The sequence below is a fragment of the Lysobacter sp. Soil_C_15 genome (genome assembly GCF_057657315.1).
Genome location: NZ_JBDGIR010000002.1, coordinates 822,498 through 842,339 on the forward strand (window position 1 = coordinate 822,498; position 19,842 = coordinate 842,339).

At 71.2% G+C, this 19,842-nt stretch carries 15 protein-coding genes and 1 tRNA gene; 12 read left to right on the forward strand and 4 right to left on the reverse strand.

Annotated features, from left to right (window positions below):
• The first annotated feature begins 465 nt into the window (after positions 1–465).
• The 11 genes from AC3A57_RS07700 (at position 466) to AC3A57_RS07750 (ending at position 9,331) form a co-directional block, all read left to right on the forward strand.
• Positions 466–542, forward strand: a tRNA-Arg gene (locus AC3A57_RS07700).
• A 95-nt stretch (positions 543–637) separates the two neighbouring features.
• Complete coding sequence (amaB, locus tag AC3A57_RS07705; protein WP_487578353.1) at positions 638–2,170, forward strand: L-piperidine-6-carboxylate dehydrogenase; 1,533 nt, start codon at positions 638–640, stop codon at positions 2,168–2,170.
• A 195-nt stretch (positions 2,171–2,365) separates the two neighbouring features.
• On the forward strand, positions 2,366–2,593 hold the full coding sequence (locus AC3A57_RS07710; RefSeq protein WP_487578354.1) for a hypothetical protein: 228 nt from the start codon (positions 2,366–2,368) through the stop codon (positions 2,591–2,593).
• A 164-nt stretch (positions 2,594–2,757) separates the two neighbouring features.
• Entirely contained in the window at positions 2,758–3,048 is a 291-nt protein-coding gene (locus tag AC3A57_RS07715) for a DUF4190 domain-containing protein (RefSeq protein WP_487578355.1), read from the forward strand.
• A gap of 101 nt (positions 3,049–3,149) precedes the next feature.
• Complete coding sequence (locus AC3A57_RS07720; RefSeq protein WP_487578356.1) at positions 3,150–3,380, forward strand: hypothetical protein; 231 nt, start codon at positions 3,150–3,152, stop codon at positions 3,378–3,380.
• 79 nt (positions 3,381–3,459) lie between these two features.
• Complete coding sequence (locus tag AC3A57_RS07725; RefSeq protein ID WP_487578357.1) at positions 3,460–3,684, forward strand: hypothetical protein; 225 nt, start codon at positions 3,460–3,462, stop codon at positions 3,682–3,684.
• A gap of 232 nt (positions 3,685–3,916) precedes the next feature.
• Positions 3,917–4,975 (forward strand): quinone-dependent dihydroorotate dehydrogenase, encoded by a 1,059-nt coding sequence (locus AC3A57_RS07730; protein WP_487578358.1) that lies wholly within the window; start codon positions 3,917–3,919, stop codon positions 4,973–4,975.
• Between the two features lie 66 nt (positions 4,976–5,041).
• A complete protein-coding gene (gene murB / locus AC3A57_RS07735) occupies positions 5,042–6,082 on the forward strand; it encodes a UDP-N-acetylmuramate dehydrogenase (protein WP_487578359.1) in 1,041 nt (346 codons plus the stop codon).
• Between the two features lie 38 nt (positions 6,083–6,120).
• Complete coding sequence (locus tag AC3A57_RS07740; protein ID WP_487578413.1) at positions 6,121–6,990, forward strand: DMT family transporter; 870 nt, start codon at positions 6,121–6,123, stop codon at positions 6,988–6,990.
• Between the two features lie 318 nt (positions 6,991–7,308).
• Complete coding sequence (locus AC3A57_RS07745) at positions 7,309–8,712, forward strand: pectin acetylesterase-family hydrolase (RefSeq protein WP_487578360.1); 1,404 nt, start codon at positions 7,309–7,311, stop codon at positions 8,710–8,712.
• A 1-nt stretch (position 8,713) separates the two neighbouring features.
• On the forward strand, positions 8,714–9,331 hold the full coding sequence (locus AC3A57_RS07750) for a hypothetical protein (protein WP_487578361.1): 618 nt from the start codon (positions 8,714–8,716) through the stop codon (positions 9,329–9,331).
• A gap of 15 nt (positions 9,332–9,346) precedes the next feature.
• On the opposite strand, the gene AC3A57_RS07755 is transcribed toward AC3A57_RS07750, so the two are convergent.
• A complete protein-coding gene (locus tag AC3A57_RS07755) occupies positions 9,347–10,414 on the reverse strand; it encodes a GGDEF domain-containing protein (protein WP_487578362.1) in 1,068 nt (355 codons plus the stop codon).
• 398 nt (positions 10,415–10,812) lie between these two features.
• On the opposite strand from AC3A57_RS07755, the gene AC3A57_RS07760 reads away from it, so the two are divergent.
• On the forward strand, positions 10,813–11,175 hold the full coding sequence (locus AC3A57_RS07760; RefSeq protein ID WP_487578363.1) for a hypothetical protein: 363 nt from the start codon (positions 10,813–10,815) through the stop codon (positions 11,173–11,175).
• Positions 11,176–11,444: 269 nt separating this feature from the next.
• On the opposite strand, the gene AC3A57_RS07765 is transcribed toward AC3A57_RS07760, so the two are convergent.
• The 3 genes from AC3A57_RS07765 to AC3A57_RS07775 form a co-directional block, all read right to left on the reverse strand.
• Positions 11,445–14,756 carry a S8 family serine peptidase gene (locus AC3A57_RS07765; protein ID WP_487578364.1) on the reverse strand — a complete coding sequence of 1,104 codons (3,312 nt, stop codon included), beginning with the start codon at positions 14,754–14,756 and terminating at the stop codon, positions 11,445–11,447.
• 374 nt (positions 14,757–15,130) lie between these two features.
• Positions 15,131–16,399, reverse strand: a complete 1,269-nt coding sequence (locus tag AC3A57_RS07770) for a YadA-like family protein (RefSeq protein WP_487578365.1) — start codon at positions 16,397–16,399, stop codon at positions 15,131–15,133.
• A gap of 140 nt (positions 16,400–16,539) precedes the next feature.
• Positions 16,540–19,830 (reverse strand): S8 family serine peptidase, encoded by a 3,291-nt coding sequence (locus AC3A57_RS07775; protein WP_487578366.1) that lies wholly within the window; start codon positions 19,828–19,830, stop codon positions 16,540–16,542.
• Positions 19,831–19,842 lie beyond the last annotated feature (12 nt).

The following is a 19,842-nucleotide window of genomic DNA, read 5'->3' on the forward strand; positions in this document are numbered from 1 at the left end:
TGGGCAAGTGTCACTCACGACCCGCGCCGGCCGTCGAGTCGCCGGCCAGCCCGCGCAGGCTGCCGGGCTTCCCAGCCTGCCGCCGCCGATGCAACCCGGCCCGATCGCCCGCCGAGCGCGGCCGGTGCCGCCGATGCGATCGCGGGGCCGACGTCGGCGCACCGCTCCGGCTTGTCAGCACGCCGTCAGCCACAGCGCGATCGGTCGTGCCGTCAAACCATTCGCCCGCTCGCCGACGGGCAGACGCGGGCCGTACGCCCCGCGCGAACCCGCCGCCCCGGCGCTGTGCCGTCGGCACCGGGCCGCGCCTCCGGGCAACGACGACGCCGCGTTCGCGGCATCGCCCATGGAACCCGCCACAGACCGCCGTGGCCGCCGCCCCGCGCCGCCGGGTACAATCGGCGGATGGCCGCGGCCACCGCGTATGCGCCCGGCGCATCGTCGGAGCGCGGCCGTTGCATCGCCGGCCCCGTAGCTCAGCTGGATAGAGCATCCCCCTCCTAAGGGGAAGGTCACACGTTCGAATCGTGTCGGGGTCGCCACTCTCCGGGCGCCGCGCCCAGCGCGTCGCCCCGCCCTCGCGGGCGCCTTCCCGTTTCGCCGCGCCCCCGGCGCGGCACCACATGGAGCTTCCGGTATGACCCACCCCGTTCTCGCCGCCTTGGGACTCAAAGACAACGAGTCCGGCACTTACCTCGGCCATGGCGAGTGGGCGACGACCGCCGACGCGGGCGTGCTCGAGCCGATCAACCCGACCGACGGCGAAGTGCTGGCGCGCGTGCAGGCCTCCTCGCAGAGCGACTACGAGACCATCGTCGAGCGCGCCCAGGCCGCGTTCAAGGTCTGGCGCACCACTCCGGCGCCGCGCCGCGGCGAAGCGATCCGCCTGTGCGCCGACGCTTTGCGCAAGCACAAGGACGCGCTGGGTTCGCTGGTCGCGCTGGAAATGGGCAAGTCCAAGCCGGAAGGCGACGGCGAAGTGCAGGAGATGATCGACATCGGCGACTTCGCGGTCGGCCTGTCGCGCCAGTTGTACGGCCTGACCATGCATTCCGAGCGTCCGGGCCACCGGATGTACGAGCAGTGGCACCCGCTGGGCCTGGTCGGGATCATCTCGGCGTTCAACTTCCCGGTCGCGGTGTGGGCCTGGAACTCGTTCATCGCCGCCATCTGCGGCGACATCTCGATCTGGAAGCCCTCGCCCAAGACCCCGCTGTCGGCGATCGCGTCGATGAAGATCTGCAACGACGCCCTGCGCGCCGGCGGCTTCCCGGACCTGTTCTATCTGTTCAACGACGCCGGCACCGAGCTGGCCTCGAACTTCGTCGACGACAAGCGCATCGCCCTGATCAGCTTCACCGGCTCGACCAAGGTCGGCCGCCAGGTCGGCGAGCGCGTCGCCCGCCGCATGGGCCGTTCGCTGCTCGAGCTGGGCGGCAACAACGCGATCATCGTCGACGCCAGCGCCGATCTGAAGCTGGCGATCCCGGCGATCGCCTTCGGCGCGGTCGGCACCGCCGGCCAGCGCTGCACCACCACCCGCCGCCTGTTCGTGCACGAGTCGATCTACGACGACGTGCTGGCCAAGCTGGTCGCGGCCTACAAGCAGGTCGAGAAGAAGATCGGCGACCCGACCGATCCGGCCAACCTGATGGGCCCGCTCAACAGCCAGGACGGCGTGCAGGCCTACCTCGACGCGATCGCCAAGGCCAAGGCCGCCGGCGGCAAGGTCGAGACCGGCGGCGAGCGCATCGATCGCAAGGGCAACTTCGTCCTGCCGGCGATCGTCACCGGCCTGAGCAACGACGCCGAAGTCGTTCAGACCGAAACCTTCGCGCCGATCCTGTACGTGATGAAGTTCAAGCAGCTCGAGGAAGCGATCGAACTGCAGAACGACGTGCCGCAAGGCCTGTCCTCGTCGATCTTCACCGCCAACCTGAAGGCCGCCGAGGCCTTCCTGTCGGCGGCCGGTTCGGACTGCGGCATCGCCAACGTCAACATCGGCACCTCCGGCGCCGAAATCGGCGGCGCCTTCGGCGGCGAGAAGGAAACCGGCGGCGGCCGCGAATCGGGTTCCGACGCCTGGCGCGCCTACATGCGCCGCCAGACCAACACGATCAACTACTCCGATGCGCTGCCGCTGGCGCAGGGCATCAAGTTCGATCTGTAATCCGCACGCCGGCCCTCGGCCGGCCTCGATGCGACCCGACAGGGCGGCCGGCGACGGCCGCCCTGTTCTGTGACCGAGGCTGCTAATCGGCCCTGCGCCTTCGATCGCGGACCGCGACCGCATCGGCGTAATCGCCGCGTTCGCACCCCTAGCATGGATCCGCCAGACGGACTGGCGACATCGAGGGGAATGCCCGTGAAAGCAAGGAACCGCACTTCCAGCCGTACCGCCGCGCTCGCCCTGGGCGCGTTCGCCTTCGCCGCCGCGCTGACCGCGTTCGCGGCGATGCCGCAATGCGACCACTGCCTGGCCGGCTACTACGCCTGCCGCACCAACAGCCCCGACCCGCAGCCCTGCCTGGAAGAGATGTGGGCCTGCGAAATGGCCAACGGCTGCCCGATCAGCCTGCCGCCCGACGCCTGAGCGCTACGGCCGCGCCGTCCGGGCCGCCCGGCCCGGATCGCGCGTCTGCGCCGAAGCCACCCTGCGCGGCCGCCGCGCGCCTGTCTTTGCCCAGGCGCTCGTTTCTCGTTCCTTCCGCCGCCGTCGTATGCTGTGACGAACTTCAAGCAACGAGGGACCGTTCGATGCAAGCACCCGTTCGCCAGACCAACGTCCTGGCCATCATCAGCCTGATCGCCGGCATCCTCGGCTGGACCTTGCTGCCGATCCTCGGCAGCCTCGGCGCGATCGTCACCGGCCACATGGCGCGCGGCCAGATCCGCCGCGAGCCCGACCGCTACGACGGCGACGGCCTGGCCATCGGCGGCCTGATCCTGGGCTGGGCCTCGGTGGTCATCGCCATCGTCAGCATCGTGGTGATCGTGCTGTTCTTCGGCGGCCTGGCCGCGATCGCGGCGATGGCCGGCAGCCACTGACTAAGGCGCGCGCCGCGCGTGCTGCGGCGCAGCTTGTCCGCTCCGCCGCGCGCGCCTAGCGTGGCCGGGCCAGACGGACTGGCGACGAACAGGACGTTTCGATGAAAGCCGCATGGAAAGGATGGACCCGCACCGCCCGCCTCGCCGCGCTCGCCGCCGGCGTGTTCGGCTTCGCCGCCTCGATCGCCGCCTTCGCGGCGGTCGACCGCTGCGAGGAGTGCCGCACCAACGTGCTCGAGCCTTGCCAGCTCTACACCCCCGACGCGCGCCCGAGCTGCTTCATGCAGTACCGCGCCTGCCTGACCGCTTACGGCTGCCAACTCGAGCCCTGAACCAACCACACCCCCTGCCCGCGCGCCGTGCCCGAGCGGGCGCGTCGCCGCACCGCATCCACTGCAAGGAGACGCAAGGATGAGCCACCGCCCGACCCGACATATCCGCCTGGCCCTGGCCCTGGCCGCGTTCGGCTTCGCCGCCGCCGCAGCGGCGACCTCGCCCGACGAGGAACGCTGCCGGCAATGCCGCATCGCCTGGGAGCACTGCGTGCTCGTCGCCGAAACGCCGAACCAGGCCCAGGCCTGCGAGCTGCGCTACGCCGACTGCGTCAGCACCCTGGACTGCCCGGCCGATCCCTGAGCCCGGCCGCGCGCGTCGCCCTGCGGCGCGCGCGTTTTTTCCGGCGCCGTGCCCAAGCCGATCCGTCGGCGCGACGCGGCGCAGGTCCCGGCCCCGCCCCGGCCGCCCCGCCGCGTCACAGTCCGCCCCGGCGAGTGACGGTTTTCGGCCACAAACGCCCCGCCGAGGTCGCGGCGCGGCGCGGCATCGGCGATAATCGGCGTTCCCGTCCCCGAGCGCCCCCAACGACCTCGTGTACAGCCTCGCCCGACCCTTCCTGTTCGGCCTGGACGCCGAACGAGCCCACGGCCTCGGCCTGACGGCGCTGGAAACCGCTTATCGCACCGGCCTCAATCCGCTGATGGCGCGGACGCCCAAGCCGCTGCCGACCAAGGTCCTCGGCCTGACCTTCCCCAACCCGGTCGGCTTGGCCGCCGGCCTGGACAAGAACGGCGCGCACATCGATGCGCTGCTGGCGCTGGGCTTCGGTTTCGTCGAAATCGGCACGGTCACGCCCAAGCCGCAGGAGGGCAATCCGCGCCCGCGCATGTTCCGCCTCGCCGAGCAGCAGGCGGTGATCAACCGCCTGGGCTTCAACAACGAAGGCGTCGAGGCGCTGGTGCGCAACGTCGCCAAGGCGCGGCGCAAGCGCGGCCTGCTCGGCATCAACATCGGCAAGAACAAGGACACGCCGAACGAGCGCGCCGAGAACGACTACCTGTACTGCCTGGAACGGGTCTATCCGCTGGCGGACTACATCACCGTCAACATCTCCTCGCCGAACACCGCCGGCCTGCGCGAGCTGCAGGAAGAACAATCGCTGCGCCGCCTGATCGGCACCCTGCGCGAGGCGCAGGAGAAGTTCGGCGCGCGCGAAGGCCGGCGCGTGCCGATGCTGGTCAAGATCGCGCCCGACCTGTCCGACGACGACATCGAAGCCGCCAGCCGGGTGCTGAGCGAGCTGCAGGTCGACGGCGTCATCGCCACCAACACCACCATCGCCCGCGACGGCGTCGAAGGCAGTCCCTACGCCAACGAAACCGGCGGCTTGTCCGGCCGGCCGTTGATGGCGCCCTCGACCGCGGTGCTGCGCAAGATGCGCACCCGCCTGCCGGAAAGCATTCCGATGATCGGCGTCGGCGGCATCCTTTCCGGCGCCGACGCGGTGACCAAGATGGCCGCGGGCGCCAGCCTGGTGCAGTGCTACTCGGGCCTGGTCTATCGCGGCCCGGCGCTGGTCGACGAATGCGTCGAGGCGATCCGCCGCCGCAAGGAAGCGCCCAGCCGCGGCAACATGCCGCCGACGATCTGAGCGCGCCGCCATCCTGCTTACTCTTTCCATCCCCGCTTCCACCGCCGTAGCCGCAGGCCCCAGCGCATGAACTCCAGCGTGCGCGTGCAGCGCGACGTGTCCCTCCGCGACCGCAACAGTTTCGGCGTCCAGGCGCGCGCGCCCTGGCTGGTCGGCGTCGACGACGCCGCCGCGCTGCCGCAGGCCCTGGCGCTGCCGGAACTGCGCGACGGCCCGGCCCTGGTGCTCGGCGGCGGCAGCAACCTGCTGTTCGCCGGCGATCCCGCCGGCGCGGTGCTCGAACTCAGCGGCCGCGCAGTGCGCACCCTGGAGGACGACGGCGAACGCGCCATCGTCCGCGCCGACGCCGGCGCGCCCTGGCACGGCTTCGTCATGCGGATGCTCGAGCAAGGCCACGCCGGCCTGGAAAACCTGGCCCTGATTCCCGGCACGGTCGGCGCCGCGCCGATCCAGAACATCGGCGCCTACGGAGTGGAGGTGCGCGAGTTCGTGCACGCGGTCGAGGCCTACGAGCCGGCGACGGCGCGCTGGCACCGCTTCGACGCCGCGCAGTGCCGGTTCGGTTATCGCGACAGCCTGTTCAAGCAGGCCCCGGACCGCTATCTGATCGTCGCGGTCGAATTCGCCCTGTCGCGGCGGCCGCAACTGCGCCTGGACTACGCCGGCATCGGCGAGGAACTGGCGGCGATGGGCGTGACCGCGCCGACCCCGCGCGCGGTGGCCGAGGCGGTGATCGCGATCCGCCGGCGCAAGCTGCCGGACCCGGCGGTGCTCGGCAACGCCGGCAGTTTCTTCAAGAACCCGATCGTACCGGCGGCGCAGGCCGAAGCCCTGCAGGCGCTGCATCCGCAAGCGCCGGTGTTCCGCGGCCCGGACCCGGACACGCGCAAGCTGTCGGCGGCCTGGCTGATCGACGCCTGCGGCTGGAAGGGCCATCGCGACGGCGACGCCGGCGTGTCCGCCGCGCACGCCCTGGTCCTGGTCAACCACGGCCAGGCCAGCGGCCGGCAACTGCTCGACCTGGCCCGGCGCATCGCCGACTCGGTGCAGCTGCGTTTCGGCATCGCCATCGAACCCGAGCCGCGCGTCGTCGGCGCGAGCTGGTGAACGCCGCGCCGGCGCATCCGCTGCGCGCGGCCGGCCTGATGCTGGCCAGCACCCTGTCGTTCGGGGTGATGACGATCGCGATCCGTTTCGCCTCGCAGTCGCTGCACACCTTCGAGATCGCCTTCTTCCGCAATCTGTTCGGCCTGCTCGCGGTGCTGCCGCTGCTGCTGGGCGCGCAACGCGCGGACCTGCGCACCCGGCAACTGCCCAAGTACTTCGTGCGCTGCCTGATCGGCATCTGCTCGATGCTGGCCGGGTTCTGGGCGATCGGCCACCTGCCCTTGGCGCAGGCGATCTCGCTGACCTATTCGACACCGATCTTCGTCACCATCGCCGCGGTGCTGTTCCTGCACGAACAGGTGCGCGCGCGGCGCTGGCTCGCGGTCGCCGCCGGCTTCCTCGGCGTGCTGGTGATCGTGCGCCCGGGTTCGGCCGAGTTCTCCGTCGACAGCCTGGCCGCATTGCTGGCCGCGGTGCTGGGCGGGGTGATCTCGATCCAGATCAAACAGCTGTCGCGGATCGACTCGGCCAACACCATCGTCCTGTACACCTACGCGTTCTGGGTGCCGATGTCGCTGGTTCCGGCGCTGTTCGTATGGCAGTGGCCGCAGGGCATCGACTGGCTGTGGATCGTCGCCGCCGGCGTGTTCGGCACCGGCGGCCAGGTGCTGTGGACGCACGCGCTCAAGCTCGGCGAAGTCTCGGCTCTGACCCCGATCAGCTTCATGCAGCTGCCGCTGGTCGCCGCCGCCGGCTGGCTGTGGTTCGGCGAGTCGCTGGACAGCTACACCGTGATCGGCGCCGCGATCATTCTCGGCTCCAACGCCTACATCGCCCATCGCGAGGCGGTGCTGGCGCGGCGGCGCGCTTCGGCCGCCGCCACCGCCGGCGCGACGCCCGGCGAGTAAGCGCCGCGACCGGGTCTCAGGCGACGGCGACCCCGATCTCGCGCGAGGTCCGCGCATTGGGCGAAGACAATCACATGCTGCAGCGCACGACATCGGCTCGCGCAGAGCCGATTCCGTGATCGTTTGCGGGGCAAAAGCGGACAGCGGCGTAAGCATTCGCGGACAAACTCGCCGCGCGACGCAATTCCGGCCTCGAGCCGATTGACCCGCCCTCGCGCCGGGGCTATCCAGACGCGGCAGTACGGACGCGCCCTCCCCGCCTGCGCCGACCGCACGGCGCTCGTCCGCCCCTCGGATGCCCAACAAGGAGAGAGTTCCATGGCCCTGAGCCGACACGCCGCCGCCGTGATGCTGGGCGGCCTGGTCGCCCTGTCCAGCCTGCCCTCGCAGGCCGAAACCGGCGATTACGGGTTCTTCCAGACCCTGCGCAATCTGTTCTCGCCGCCGCGCGCCGACAACCCGGTGCAACCGGCCCAGCGCAGCGGCCACTACCCGCTGCTGAGCCGCAGCGCCGCGCGCAGCGACGGCTTCGACCCCGCCGCCTACTACTCGTGGCAGACCGTGCAACTGCCGGCCGAGACCGGTGCGATCTGCGGCAACGGCTCGCCGTACAAGATCTTCGTCAACCGGGTGCCGAACACCACCAACACCATCATCTACATGGAGGGCGGCGGCGCCTGCTGGGACTACGCCAGCTGCACCGGCGCCACCGGCGTGCGCGGCGCGCGCAATCCCAACGGCGTGCCCGACGACTACATGAAGCTGCTCAACCCGGGCGCGAGCCTGGTCAGCCCGTTCGTGACCCGGGTCAGCCCCTTCGATGCGGTCAAGACCCAGGGCTGGAACATGGTCTACGTGCCCTACTGCACCGGCGACATCTACAGCGGCGACAAGGTCGCGGTGTACGAGGACCCCAGCGGACAGAAGCCGCCGCTGGTCTGGCACCACAACGGCCTGCGCAACACCCGCGCGATCACCGCCTGGCTCAAGGACAACCTGCCGCGTCCGGGGCAGATGCTCAGCACCGGCTGCAGCGCCGGCGGCGCCGGCAGCCTGATCTCGTTCGACTCGCTGCGCACCGAACTGGCGCCGACCAACGGCTTCCTGATCGACGATTCCGGCCCGATCTTCCCGACCCCGCGCAACGGCAATCCGGCCGAGTACCCCTCGCAGCCGCTGATGACCACGATCCGCGAAGTCTGGGGGCTGGACGCGCCGAACGGACCGCTGGCCTTCCTCTCCGCCGGCCTGCCGCAGGTCGATCTGAACGAGCTGGGCTCGATCTATCCGGCGCTGGCCAACAAGCACCGCAACGATCGCCTCGGCCATACCCACTTCTGGAAGGACCTGAATTATTCGTCGTATTCCTACGAGCGCTTCCACGACGACATCCGCCAGGCGCCGACCCAGGAGGCCAAGCAGGCGCTGATCCACGCCAAGTGGGGCGTCGACACCCAGCGCCTGGCGGCCCGCCTCAACGGCCTGGACAACTTCGGCGGCTATTTCCCGCAATACCGCAAGCTCAACGAGAGCCATTGCACCACCATCGTCGACTTCAAGAACGGCGACGTGCAGGCGCAGAACCTGGAGCTGAAGCACTTCATCGACAGCGTGCTCGACGGCCAGGGCAAGGTGCTCGACGCGGCCGAGGACAGCGACGCGGCCGACCGCGCCAAACCCTTCAACCTGCTGTACTGGCTGGTCGACCAGTTGCTGACCTGAGATGCGCAAACCGGTCCTGATCGCCACCACGCTGACCGCCGCGGCCCTGGCCGCGGCGGTCGGCAGCGCGGTGTGGGCGCGGCGCGACGCCGGCGTCGCGCCCGCAGCCGCACCGGCGTCCGCCAGTTCGGCCGTCGCGCCAGCGCAGGCGCAGCCCCTGCTCGCCACGCCGCAAGCGCGGCAATATCGCGAGCGCCAGCGGTTCCAGCGCGAGGCGCGGCAGTTCTTCGAACAGGCCGCGCGCCTGCCGGCCGTCGAACGCGAGCGCCGCGCGCAGGCCCTGCAGCAGGACATCGACGCCTACGAGCGCGCCGGCGAACTCTCGGCCGGCGAAACCGTGCTGCTGCGGGTCGCCCTGATCCGCGCCACCGTCGCCGATCCGGCGCGACAGGCCGAGTTGGTCGAGGCCCTGGCGGTGCGCTATCGCGGCGAAGCCGAGCGGCGCAACGCGCAATGGGCGCAGCAGCAGGCGCAAGACCCGCGCTTTCGCCAGTACAAGCAGCGCGAACGGGAAATCGTCGCCGAAGTCATGGCGATGAGCGTCATACCGAGCGGCCTGAGCCGCAACGAATACCTGCGCCAACGGCTGCAGGCCGAACGCGAGCGCGCCTACCGTTGAGCCGGGCGGTCCGGCTCAGTCGCCGTGCGCCACCACCACCCGGTTGCGTCCGCCGCGCTTGGCCGCGTACAGCGCCTGATCGGCGCGGGCGATGGTGTCGTCGCTGGTTTCGCCGGCGCGGTGCGTGGCCAGGCCGATGCTGAGGGTCAGCGGCAGTCCGACCGGCAGGTTGGCGATGGCCTCGCGCACGAACTCGCATTGCAGCTCGGCCTGGCGCAGACCGGTCTCGAACATCATCAGGAACTCTTCGCCGCCGTAGCGCGCCACCCCGGCCGGCCCGGCGGCGTACAGGCGCAGGGTTTCGGCCACCGCGACCAGGATCCGGTCGCCCTCCGGATGGCCGTGGACGTCGTTGATCACTTTGAAGTGGTCGATGTCGAGCACCGCGACGTGCAACTGGCCGCCTTCGCGGCGCGCCTGCGCCTGTTCGAACGCGGCCGCGAACGCGCGTCGGTTCGGCAATCCGGTCAGCGGATCGGTGCGGGTCAGCGCGGTCAGGTCGGCGTTGCTGGCCTCGAGTTGCTGCTGGTATTGCAGCAGCCGCTTTTCGTACCAGTCGCTTTCCTGCAATTGCCGCGCCAGGGCGCGGCTGACCCGGCGCAACTCCAGCACTCGCGAGGTCTGCTTGGACAACGCCAGCAGCGCCTTGCGCTGTTGCGGCAGCAACTGCCGCGGCACGGTGTCGATCACGCACAGGGTGCCGATCGCTTCGCCGCCCGGGGTGACCAGCGGCGCGCCGGCGTAGAAGCGGATGTTCGGGTCGTCGACCACCAGCGGGCTGTCGTGGAAGCGCTCGTCCTGGTGCGTGTCCGGCACCACCAAAGGCTGGCTTGGATCGAGGATGGCATGGGCGCAGAACGCCAGCTCGCGCGGGGTCTGCTCCACCGCCAGGCCGAGCCTGGACTTGAACCATTGCCGGTCGCTGTCGACCAGGCTGATCAGGGCGGTCGGCACATCGCAGATCGCCGCGGCGATCGCGACCAGATCGTCGAAGTCGGGCTCCGGCGGCGTATCGAGAATGTCGTAACTGCGCAACGCCGCCAGGCGCTCGGCTTCGTTGGCGGGAATATCGGGCTTTTGCACGGCGCGAGTTTCCTGACGACGGACGCCGGCCCGATGGCCGGCGACGGCGCCGGCAGTCTAACAAGCCGGGACCGCGGCCGTCGCCGCAACGGGCGTCCGCGATACCGGTCGCTACCGCCGTCGCGGCCGCTCGTCGCGTGCTCGGCCCTGCCTGCCGTCGTCGCGACGGCGCGCGGGCCGGCCGGAGCCGGCTCCCGCACGGGATCTCCGCTTGGCGTCCGCGCCGCCTCGCTGGCGACCGCGGTCACGCTTCCGCCGACTCAGGCCGCGTCGCGTCCGCACCGCATCGACTGCAATCTGCCCTGCCTAGCATGGCGTCCCCCGAACGCGCCGGCCGGCCGCCGGCGCGGCCCACCCGGCCGCCGACCCCGCGTCGCCGGTCTTTGCAGGACGATGCAGTGAACGCCCACGACTACGTCGAGCTCAAGAGCGAGATCCTCGACGGCATGCGCAGCTACATGGACGACCTGCGCGCCGACGGCGCCGACCCCGGCTACGCCGAACGCGACATCGACGCCTGCGAAGCCGTCGTCGACCGCTACCTCGACGCGGCGCGCGACAGCAGCGGCGACCCGGCCCGCATCCGCGCAGCGCTCAAGACCGCCGTGCTCGCCCTCAACGCGCTCAACGCCCGCTGCGGCTACGCCCTGATCGAGACCGAGCAACGCGAAGGCCTGTGCGACCTGCTGCTCGGCGCCGCGGCCGAGGCCGGGCTGGGGTCGGGCGAGGAGGATTTGACCGAGGCCTGGCGGGAGTGGTGAGCGACGCTGTGCTCGACCGCCGTCCGGCTCTGCGCTCCATACCGACCTGCAGACTGCGATCGCCCGCCCGGGCCTGATCGCCCGATCCTTGGACGGTCTCTCTCCCGGACAAAGGCGCCATGCAAGTCTCGCTTTGTCGGGTTGCCGGTTGCATCCGGCCAGCCGCGCGACGCGTCGTGCGATCGAAAAAAACCGGGCCCGCGAACGGGCCCGGCTTGTACGTCGCTTACATTGTCGGCTCAATTCGAACCGCGGGCTTGCGCCCGGCCTCAGTTGGTCACCGTCAGCGCCACCCGCAACGCCACCTTGGGCTGGACCGGATCGTCGCTGGCGACGCAGACGTAACCGATGTGGCTGCCTGCGCTCAGCCCGCGCGCGTCGATGCGCACGCGGTTGGCGACTTCGCCGCGGCCCGGGACGGTGCCGAAGGCCCGCACCGGCGCGCCGATCCACGGTGCGCCGCAAGCGCTGGCGCCCTGGATGGCGTAGGCCAGTCCGGCGAAGCCCGCGCCGGCGCTCCAACTGCCGGCGCCGCCGACCGCGGGGGCGATGGTGCGGAACTGATTGTCGCCGCCGTTGGAGGCGTACCAGACCCAGCGGTTGGCGAAGCTGGTGCGCGCATGCACCACCAGCCAGTAGCGGCCGGCCGGCAACTGCACGTTCTGCCCGGCCGCGGCCAGGTCGAGGGCGATGTTCGCTCCATCCACCTGGACGCCGGGGGCGTTCGGCGCCGCGGTGTAGGTCCACAAGGCCGAACCGGCGAGCGGGTTGCTGGCCGGACTGCCGCCGTTGTCGGCGAACACGCTCCAGGTCAGGCTGGTCGCGGTGCTGGCCAGCGCGGCGCCGCTGGAGACGAAGCCCTCGGCGAACAGCCGCGACAGGCGGGTGCCGTCGCTGAGCACGAAGTCGTCGCTGGAGAATTGCGCCGGCAGGCCGCCGGCCGAGGCCGGATCGGTGTAGACGGTGCTGCGGAAGCCGCTGCTGACGCCGTCGGAGTTGGTGTCGACGACGCTGCGCGAACCTTCGCCGGTGTTGTCGATCTGGAACTGCAGGGCCGAGGCGCTGAGGTTGCCGATCGCGAAATCGGCGAAGCCGCGCGTACCGGCCGGCAGGCTCAGCGCGACCTGCGCCGGGCGCAGTTCGATCTGCGGCGGCGGCACGGCGACCGCGACCGGCAGATGCAACTGCGGCGACGGGCCGCCGAGCACCTGATCCAACTGCAGCGCGCCGAAGTGCCAGGCGCCGTCCTTGGGCAACTGATGGGTCAGCACGATCACCGTCACGTCCTGGGTGCGGCCCGGCTGGGACAGGAACACCGGCGGGAAAGCGATGCCGTCGACGCCCTTGAGCTGCGCCACCCACAGACCGCGTTGGCCCTGTGCGGCCCGGAAGCTGCGCTTGAACACGCAGGCCTGGGCGCATTCGCGCTGGGCCAGGCTGGCCAGGTTCAGGCTCGAGACCTGGCCGCCGGTCGCCGGATCGGCGGCCAGGTAATTGGCGGTGGTCTCGTTGAGCACCAGGCCGGCACGCAGCGCGCGATCGACCTGGACCCGGCCGGCACCGGCGTCGAACGGATCGGCCAGGGTGACTTCGTCCTCGGTGTAGACCTTGCGCTCGGCGGTCATCATCAGCGCCGACTTGATTTCCGCGGCGGTCCAGTCGGGCTTGGCCTGGCGCAGCAAACCGGCGGTGCCGGCGTGGTGCGGCGAGGCCATCGACGTGCCGCTGAGCAGGCCGACCAGGTTCTCGCTGCCGCTGATCGTGCTGCCGGACAGCACCGCCAACACGCTCACGCCCGGCGCGGTGATGTCGGGCTTGATCAGGTTGAAGTCGCCGGCGGGGCCGCGCGAACTGAACGCCGCCAAGGCATCGGCCGTGTTCGGGATCGGCGTCGGCGGGAAGTTGATCCCGGCGGTGGTGGCGTTGCCGTTGCCGGCGGCGAAGTTGCGCAGCGCGTCGCTGTCGGTCTGCAGGGCCAGGAACGCCGGAATGGCCGTGCCCGGCACGCTGGGCGTGGTCGCGCCCGGCTGGTTGTTGGCGATGACCACGCCGATCGCGCCGGCGGCCGCGGCGTTGTTGACCTTGATCGAGAAGCTGCAGGTGCCGCGGCGGATCAGCGCGATCGCGTTCTGGAACGCGCCCGGCGCGAACGCCGCGCAGCCGTCGGCGGCGGTGTCGATGCCGGCGCTGACCTTGATCGGCGTGGTCGGCGGCAGGCTGGCGTTGAAGGCGGCGCCGCCGCTGCCTTCGGTCAGCTGGATCGCCTGCAGGGCCGGCGGCACGGCGCCCGGGCCGGTGACCTGCAGCAGGAAAGCGAAGGTGCCGCGGCCGTGCTGGGCGGCGGCGGTCGAACCGGTCCACGGCTCCAGGTGGCCCATGGTGTTCGGGCCGGGGCCGGAGTTGCCGGCCGAGGTGGCGACGTAGATGCCGGCGTCGGAGGCGTTGAGGAAGGCCAGCGACACCGCCTCGCCCCAAGGCTGGCTGCCGCCGCCGATCGAGTAGTTGATGACGTCGACGCCGTCGGCGATCGCCTGGTCGACCGCGGCCACCGCCGAGGTGTTCGGGCACAGGCCCTGGCCGGTGGAGATGCGGGTGTAGCAGACGTCGTAGGCGATGATGTTGGCGTGCGGCGCGACGCCGGAAATGCGCACCGTGCGGCCTTTGTAGTTGGCGTCCCAGGCGTTGCCGGCCGCGGTCGACGCGGTGTGGCTGCCGTGGCCGTTGGTGTCGCCGAAGCCGGGTTCTTCGCGGATGTCGGCCACGCCGCAGGTATTGCCGGGCGCGCCGCAGACGAAGTCGTAGCCGCCGATCAGCTTGTCGTTGCAGCGGCCTTCGTCGACGCCGCCGGGGGCGCAGCTGCCCAGGTAGGTGCCGCTGCCGAAGGGATTGACGTGCTGGTAGCCGGTGTCGTCGATCGCGGCGAACGCCGGGCTGCCGAAATTGATGCCCGAGTCGAGGATGCCGAACACCACGCCTTCGCCGCGGTACTGGGTCGGGGTGGCGTTCCACAGCCCCGGCGCGCCGATCAGCGCCGGACCGACGTCGGTGGCCTGCTCGTATTCGCGGTACTCCTCGACCAGTTCCACGCCGGGCAGCTTGGCGATGCGCGCGGCTTCGTTCTGGGTCATGCGGGTGATCACGCCGTTGACCGCGTGCTGCATGCGCCGTTCGATCGCCAGCGGCCGCCCGATCAGGGCGTTGATGCCGCGCTCGTGGTCGCGCTGGACCCGATCGAGATGGCGCACGTAGCCGCGCGCCTGCGCGCTGCGCACGTCGAGCCGGCCGGGCGCGCCGCTGTCGGCCGCGCTGTTGGCGTTCTGCGCGCCGGCCATGCGCTGCGGCGCCGGCAGGCTGGCGATCTCGCCGGCGTAGGTGGCCAGCGGCGCTTCCTTGTACAGCACGATGTAGCGGCTGGTCTGGGTTTCCAGGCCGCTGTCGATGCGGCTGGGGGACGGTGCGCCGCCGATCGCGCCGGCGTCGGCCGGCGTGTCGTCGGACAGGCCGCGGATCGCGGCTCCGGCGATGGCGGCCAGCCCGATCAGGCTGATCGCGATCGTCAATCGATTGACTGCGTTAGGCATCGAGAGGTCCTCTGCGTCGTTCGCGAAGACACCGCTCCCCGCCTGCCCCCTCAGGCATATCGCGGCGCGAGTTCAGGAAGAAACATCGTCCACGACGAACACCGGCCCTGCGCCGTGCCCGCTGCGCCCGGTCCGCTTCCTCCGGCCCCGGCTAAAGCCACTAACGCAATCCGGGCGGCACTCCCCCCACGGTCGCCGCCGGGTTCCCGCGGCAACGCGACAGCTCCGTGACGGCCGCCACGCTTCGCGCGTGTCCGGCCGATTCTAGTCCGCGACCGGCGCCCCGCAAGCGGACCGCCGTTACGTTCCTGCAACACCGCGCGCGGCGCGCGGCGGCTGGCGGGACGGGCCGTTGCGGCCCGCCCCGGGCCCATTCACCAACCGAAACCCACGCCGATGCCGGCCGAGCTTTCCGAATCGCTGAACGCGCCGCCCAGGGTCACCGTGGCGCGGTCGCTGATCGCACGCTGGTAGCCGATCGACAACGCTTGCTGGCCGCCCTGGAAACCGGCGCCGACCGCCACCCGGTTCGGCGTGCGCAGCCCGGCCGCGCTGGCCGACATCTGCACCATCGCCGAGGTCATCGCGCCGAGCTTGTCGATGCGGCGGTCCTGCTTGTTGAAACGCCAGTTCATGTCGTCGCGCAGTTCGTTGATCGCCTCGGTCGGCGCGGCCAGCATCTGGGTCACGCGCGAATCGGTGTAGGCGTTGGCGCTGCGCAGGGTCTGGGCGTCGCCGCTCTGCACCTGGGCGACGTTGGCCGCATCGGTGGGCGCGGTGCCGGCGGCGACGTTGGACACGCGGGTGCCGCCGGCGCCCTGCAGCGCGACCTGGGTTTGCGAAGCGTCGGTATAGGTCACCGAGTTGGCGGCGCCGGCGCCGACCCGGCCGTACAGATCGGTCAGGCGGCCGTCGACCGCGGCGAAGGCCGAACCGACGTCGCGATAGCTGCCGCCCTGGATCGAGTAGGTCGGCGCGGTGAACACGCCGCCGGCGAAGCTGGCGCCGCCGCCGAGCGCGCCGGCCAGGGTGTTGAGCTGGAACACGTTGGCCGCGTCGGTGTCGGCGGTGCCGGCGGCGACGTTGACCAACTGGCGTTCGGCGCCGGCGGCGCCGAGCGATACCGTGTTGGCGCGGTCGGCGATCGAGTTGGCGCCCAGCGCGACCGAATTGGTCGCCGAGGCGGAGCTGTTCGCGCCCAGCGCGGTGGCGTTGTCGGCGCTGGCCGTACTGCCGGCGCCGCTGGCGGTGGCGAAACGCCCGCCGGCAGTGCTGGCCGAACCGTTCGCGGTGGAGAACTCGCCGGAGGCGGTAGCGCTGTCGCCGATCGCGCTGGCGTTGGCGCCCGAGGCGGTCGCGCCCGCGCCCACCGCCGAGCTCTGGTCGCCCGATGCGGTGGAACCTGCGCCGACCGCGACCGCGCCGACCGCGCTGGCGGTGGCGCCGGCGCCTTGGGCGACGGCGAAATCGCCGTCGGCGGTCGCGCCCTGGCCGCAGGCCAGCGCGCTGCCGCCGTTGGCGGTGGCGCCGCCGGTGGTGGTGCCGCCGAAGCCGTCGTCGAGCAGGCAGGCTTCGCCGGCCCAGGCCGAGGCGCAGGCCAGCGAGAGCGCGGCGGCGAGAAGGGTCTTGTGCGTGATGTTCAAACTGTCCCCCAGGAGGATGTCGTGCGCGCCGCGCGACCGTGATCGCGCGCGGCGGCGAAAAGTGGCGTCGGCGCGGGCCGCGCTCGGCCCGGCCGGATGGAACGCGCCGGGTCCGCGGACGGACCCGGCGCGCAGCGCGGTCAGGGCGAAGGCGTAACGGTCAGCGCGACCCGCAGCGCCGCCTTGGGACGCAGCGGATCGTTGCTGGCCACGCAGACATAGCCGGAGTAGCTGCCCGGTGTGAGGCCGGCGGCGCTGATCTGCACCAGGGTGTCGACGTTGGCGCCGACCGCGAGGCGGCCGAACGCGCGCGACGGCGCGCCGATCCAGGTGGCGCCGCAGGCGTTGGCGCCCTGCAGCTGGTAGGCCAGGCCGGGCGCGCCGGCGATCGCCGACCAGGCGCCGCTGCCATCGGGGTTGATGATCGCGCCGCGATAGATGCTGTCGCCGCTGGTGGCGTTGAACCAGAACCAACTGGTCGCCAACGGCGCGCGCACCGACACCACCAGCCAGTAACGGCCGGCCGGCAGGTTGAGGTTCTGGCCGGCGGTGGCGAGATTGAGGCTGATGCTGGCGAAGCCCGAGGTCGACACGCCGGCGCCGTTCACCGTGGAGGTGTGGCTCCACACCGCCAGCTGCGGCGTCGACTCCGGATTGCCTTCGGGGTTGCCGCCGACGTCGCGGAAGATCGACCAGTTGATGTTGGTCGACGTCGCCAGGGTGCCGCCGTTGACGAAACCGTCGGCGACGATGCGGGTGATCCCGGTCGCGTCGCTGAGGGTGAAGTCGTCCGCCGACAGCTGCGCGCGCGCGCCTACCGTGGCCGCGTCGGTGAACCGGGTCGAGCGGCGGCCGTTGGCGTTGTTCGGCAACTGCGCCACCAGCGTGCGTCCGCCGCTGCCGGTGTTGTCGATCTGCCAATCCAGGTTGGAGCCGCCGATGTTGGCCAGGCGGAAGGTCACGTTGCCGCTGTTGCCCTGGGTCAGGGTCAGCGAAGTCGACGGCGTGGCGTCCAGGCGCGGCGGCTGCACTGCGACCGCGATCGGCAGGCGCAACAGCGGCTGGCTGGTATCGCCGCCGGACGGCGTCAGCACCAGCTTGCCGAAGTTGAAGTTGCCGTTGGGCGCCAGCGAACTGGTGCTGACGGTGATCTTGACCGTCTTGGTCTCGCCCGGGTTGAGCGTGAACAGCGACGGCGAGACCAGCGCGCTCAGCCCCTGCACCTTGCCGGTCCAGGTCTGCCGGGTCGGCAGCACGTTGCGGAAGGTGCGGGTGAACGAGCACGAGTTGGCGCAGCTGTACTTGGCCATGCTGGCCAGGTTCAGGGTCGAGACGTCGCCGCCCCCGGCCGGGTTGGCCGCGCGGAAGTTGGCCGTGGTCTCGTTGAGCACCAGACCGGCGCGGATCGCCTGCTCGAGCTGCAGGCGGCCGGAACCCATCGCGTGCGCGTCGGCCTGGGTGACGCCGTCTTCCTTCAGCACTTCCTGCTTGGCGGTCATCATCAGCGCCGACTTGACCTCGGCCACGGTCCAGTTCGGACGCGCCTGACGCACCAGCGCGGCGGCGCCGGCATGGTGCGGCGAGGCCATCGAGGTGCCGCTGATCAGGCCGACCGAGTTCTCGCTGCCGCTGATCGAGGTGCCGGCGGTGACCGCCAGGATGTCCACGCCCGGGGCGGTGATTTCCGGCTTGATCACGTCGAGCGTGCCGGCCGGGCCGCGCGAGCTGAAATCGGCGAGCTGGTCGGGGGTGTTGTTGACGATCACCGACGGATACGGAATGCCGCCGGTGCTGGTGTTGGCGTTGGCGGCGGCGAAGTCGCGCAGCAGGTTGCTGTCGGCCTGGCTGGCGACGAAGGCCGGCACGGTCGCGCCGGTCACGGTCGGGGTCAGGCCGGTGGGCTGGTTGTTGGCGATCACCACCGCCACCGCACCGGCGGCCGCGGCGTTGGCGACCTTGTCGGTGAAGTTGCAGGTGCCGCGGCGGACGACCGCGACCGCGCCCTGGAAACTGTTGGCCGGGAACGCGGCGCAACCGTCGTTGGCGGTGTCGATGCCGGCGCTGACCCGCACCGGGGTGTTGCTCGGGATGGCGACGGCGAACGGCGTGCCGCCGCTGCCCTCGGTCAGTTCGATCGCCTGCAGGTCGCCCGGCACGCTGCCCGGGCCGGACACCGACAGCACCCACGCGAAGGTGCCGCGGCCGTGCTGCGAGGCGGCGGTGGTGGCGACCCATGGTTCCAGATGGCTGGCGGTGTACGAGGCCGGGCCGTCGTTGCCGGCGGCGGCGGCGACGTAGATGCCGGCGTCGGTGGCGTTGAGGAACGACAGCGAGGTCGCCTCGCTCCACGGGTTGGAACCGCCGCCGATCGAGTAATTGATCACGTCGACCACGCCGTCGGCGATGGCCTGGTCGATCGAGCGCACCGTCGCGGTGTTCGGGCACAGGCCGCGGCCGGTGGAGATCTGGGTGTAGCAGGCGTCGTAGGCGATGATGTTGGCGCGCGGGGCGACGCCGGAGATGCGGATGTTGTGGCCGCGATAGGTCGCGGTCCAGGCGTTGCCGGCCGCGGTCGAGGCGACGTGGCTGCCGTGGCTGTTGGTGTCGCCGAAACCGGGCTCTTCGCGCACGTCGGCGACGCCGCACTGGTTGCCGGGCGCCTGGCAGACGAAGTCGTAGCCGCCGATCAGCTTGTCGTTGCAACGGCCCTCGTCGACGCCGCCGGGCGCGCAGGAGCCCAGGTAGGTGCCGGCGCCGAGCGGGTTGACGTGCTGGTAGCCGCTGTCGTCGACGGCGGCGAAGGCCGGACTGCCGAAGTTGATGCCGGAGTCGATGATGCCGACCACCATGCCTTCGCCGCGGAACCCGCTCGGCGCGGCGTTCCACAACGCCGGCGCGCCGATCAGGGCCGGACCGACGTCGGTGGCCTGCTCGTATTCCTGATAAGGCTCGACGAAACGCACTTCGTCGAGTTGGGCGATGCGGTCGGCTTCGGCCGAGGTCAGCTCGGCGACCATGCCGTTGAGGGCGTGGCGCATGCGGAAATCCACCCGCGGGCTACGGCCGAGCAAGCCGCTGATGCGGCGCTCGTGCGCGGACTGGACGTCGCCGAGGTGTTGCACGTAGCTGCGCGCCGACGCGCTTTGCACATCGATGCGGCCGTTGCCGCCGCTGACGCTGGGCAGGCGCTTGGGCGCCGGCATGCCGCGCAGTTCGCCCTTGTAGGCGCTCAGCGGCGCTTCGCGATAGACCACGATGTAGCGCTTGTAGCCGTCGAGGGCGGCTTCGCTCGCCAACGACGGCGACGGCGCGCCGCCGATCGGCCCGCTCTGTCCCGACTCGCGGCCCGACATCATCGCCGTCGCTCCGGCGATGGCCGCGACCGCAGCGATGGCCGTCGCGATGGACGTCCTCTTCATCACTTTCCGCATTCCCCTAGCCCC

Excerpts from the sequence above, each read along its gene's own strand:
- amaB (WP_487578353.1), top strand. The coding sequence starts at position 638 with ATGACCCACCCCGTTCTCGCCGCCTTGGGACTCAAAGACAACGAGTCC.
- AC3A57_RS07715 (WP_487578355.1), top strand. The coding sequence starts at position 2,758 with ATGCAAGCACCCGTTCGCCAGACCAACGTCCTGGCCATCATCAGCCTG.
- AC3A57_RS07720 (WP_487578356.1), top strand. The coding sequence starts at position 3,150 with ATGAAAGCCGCATGGAAAGGATGGACCCGCACCGCCCGCCTCGCCGCG.
- AC3A57_RS07725 (WP_487578357.1), top strand. The coding sequence starts at position 3,460 with ATGAGCCACCGCCCGACCCGACATATCCGCCTGGCCCTGGCCCTGGCC.
- murB (WP_487578359.1), top strand. The coding sequence starts at position 5,042 with ATGAACTCCAGCGTGCGCGTGCAGCGCGACGTGTCCCTCCGCGACCGC.
- AC3A57_RS07740 (WP_487578413.1), top strand. The coding sequence starts at position 6,121 with ATGCTGGCCAGCACCCTGTCGTTCGGGGTGATGACGATCGCGATCCGT.
- AC3A57_RS07745 (WP_487578360.1), top strand. The coding sequence starts at position 7,309 with ATGGCCCTGAGCCGACACGCCGCCGCCGTGATGCTGGGCGGCCTGGTC.
- AC3A57_RS07750 (WP_487578361.1), top strand. The coding sequence starts at position 8,714 with ATGCGCAAACCGGTCCTGATCGCCACCACGCTGACCGCCGCGGCCCTG.
- AC3A57_RS07765 (WP_487578364.1), bottom strand. The coding sequence starts at position 14,756 with ATGCCTAACGCAGTCAATCGATTGACGATCGCGATCAGCCTGATCGGG.
- AC3A57_RS07775 (WP_487578366.1), bottom strand. The coding sequence starts at position 19,830 with ATGCGGAAAGTGATGAAGAGGACGTCCATCGCGACGGCCATCGCTGCG.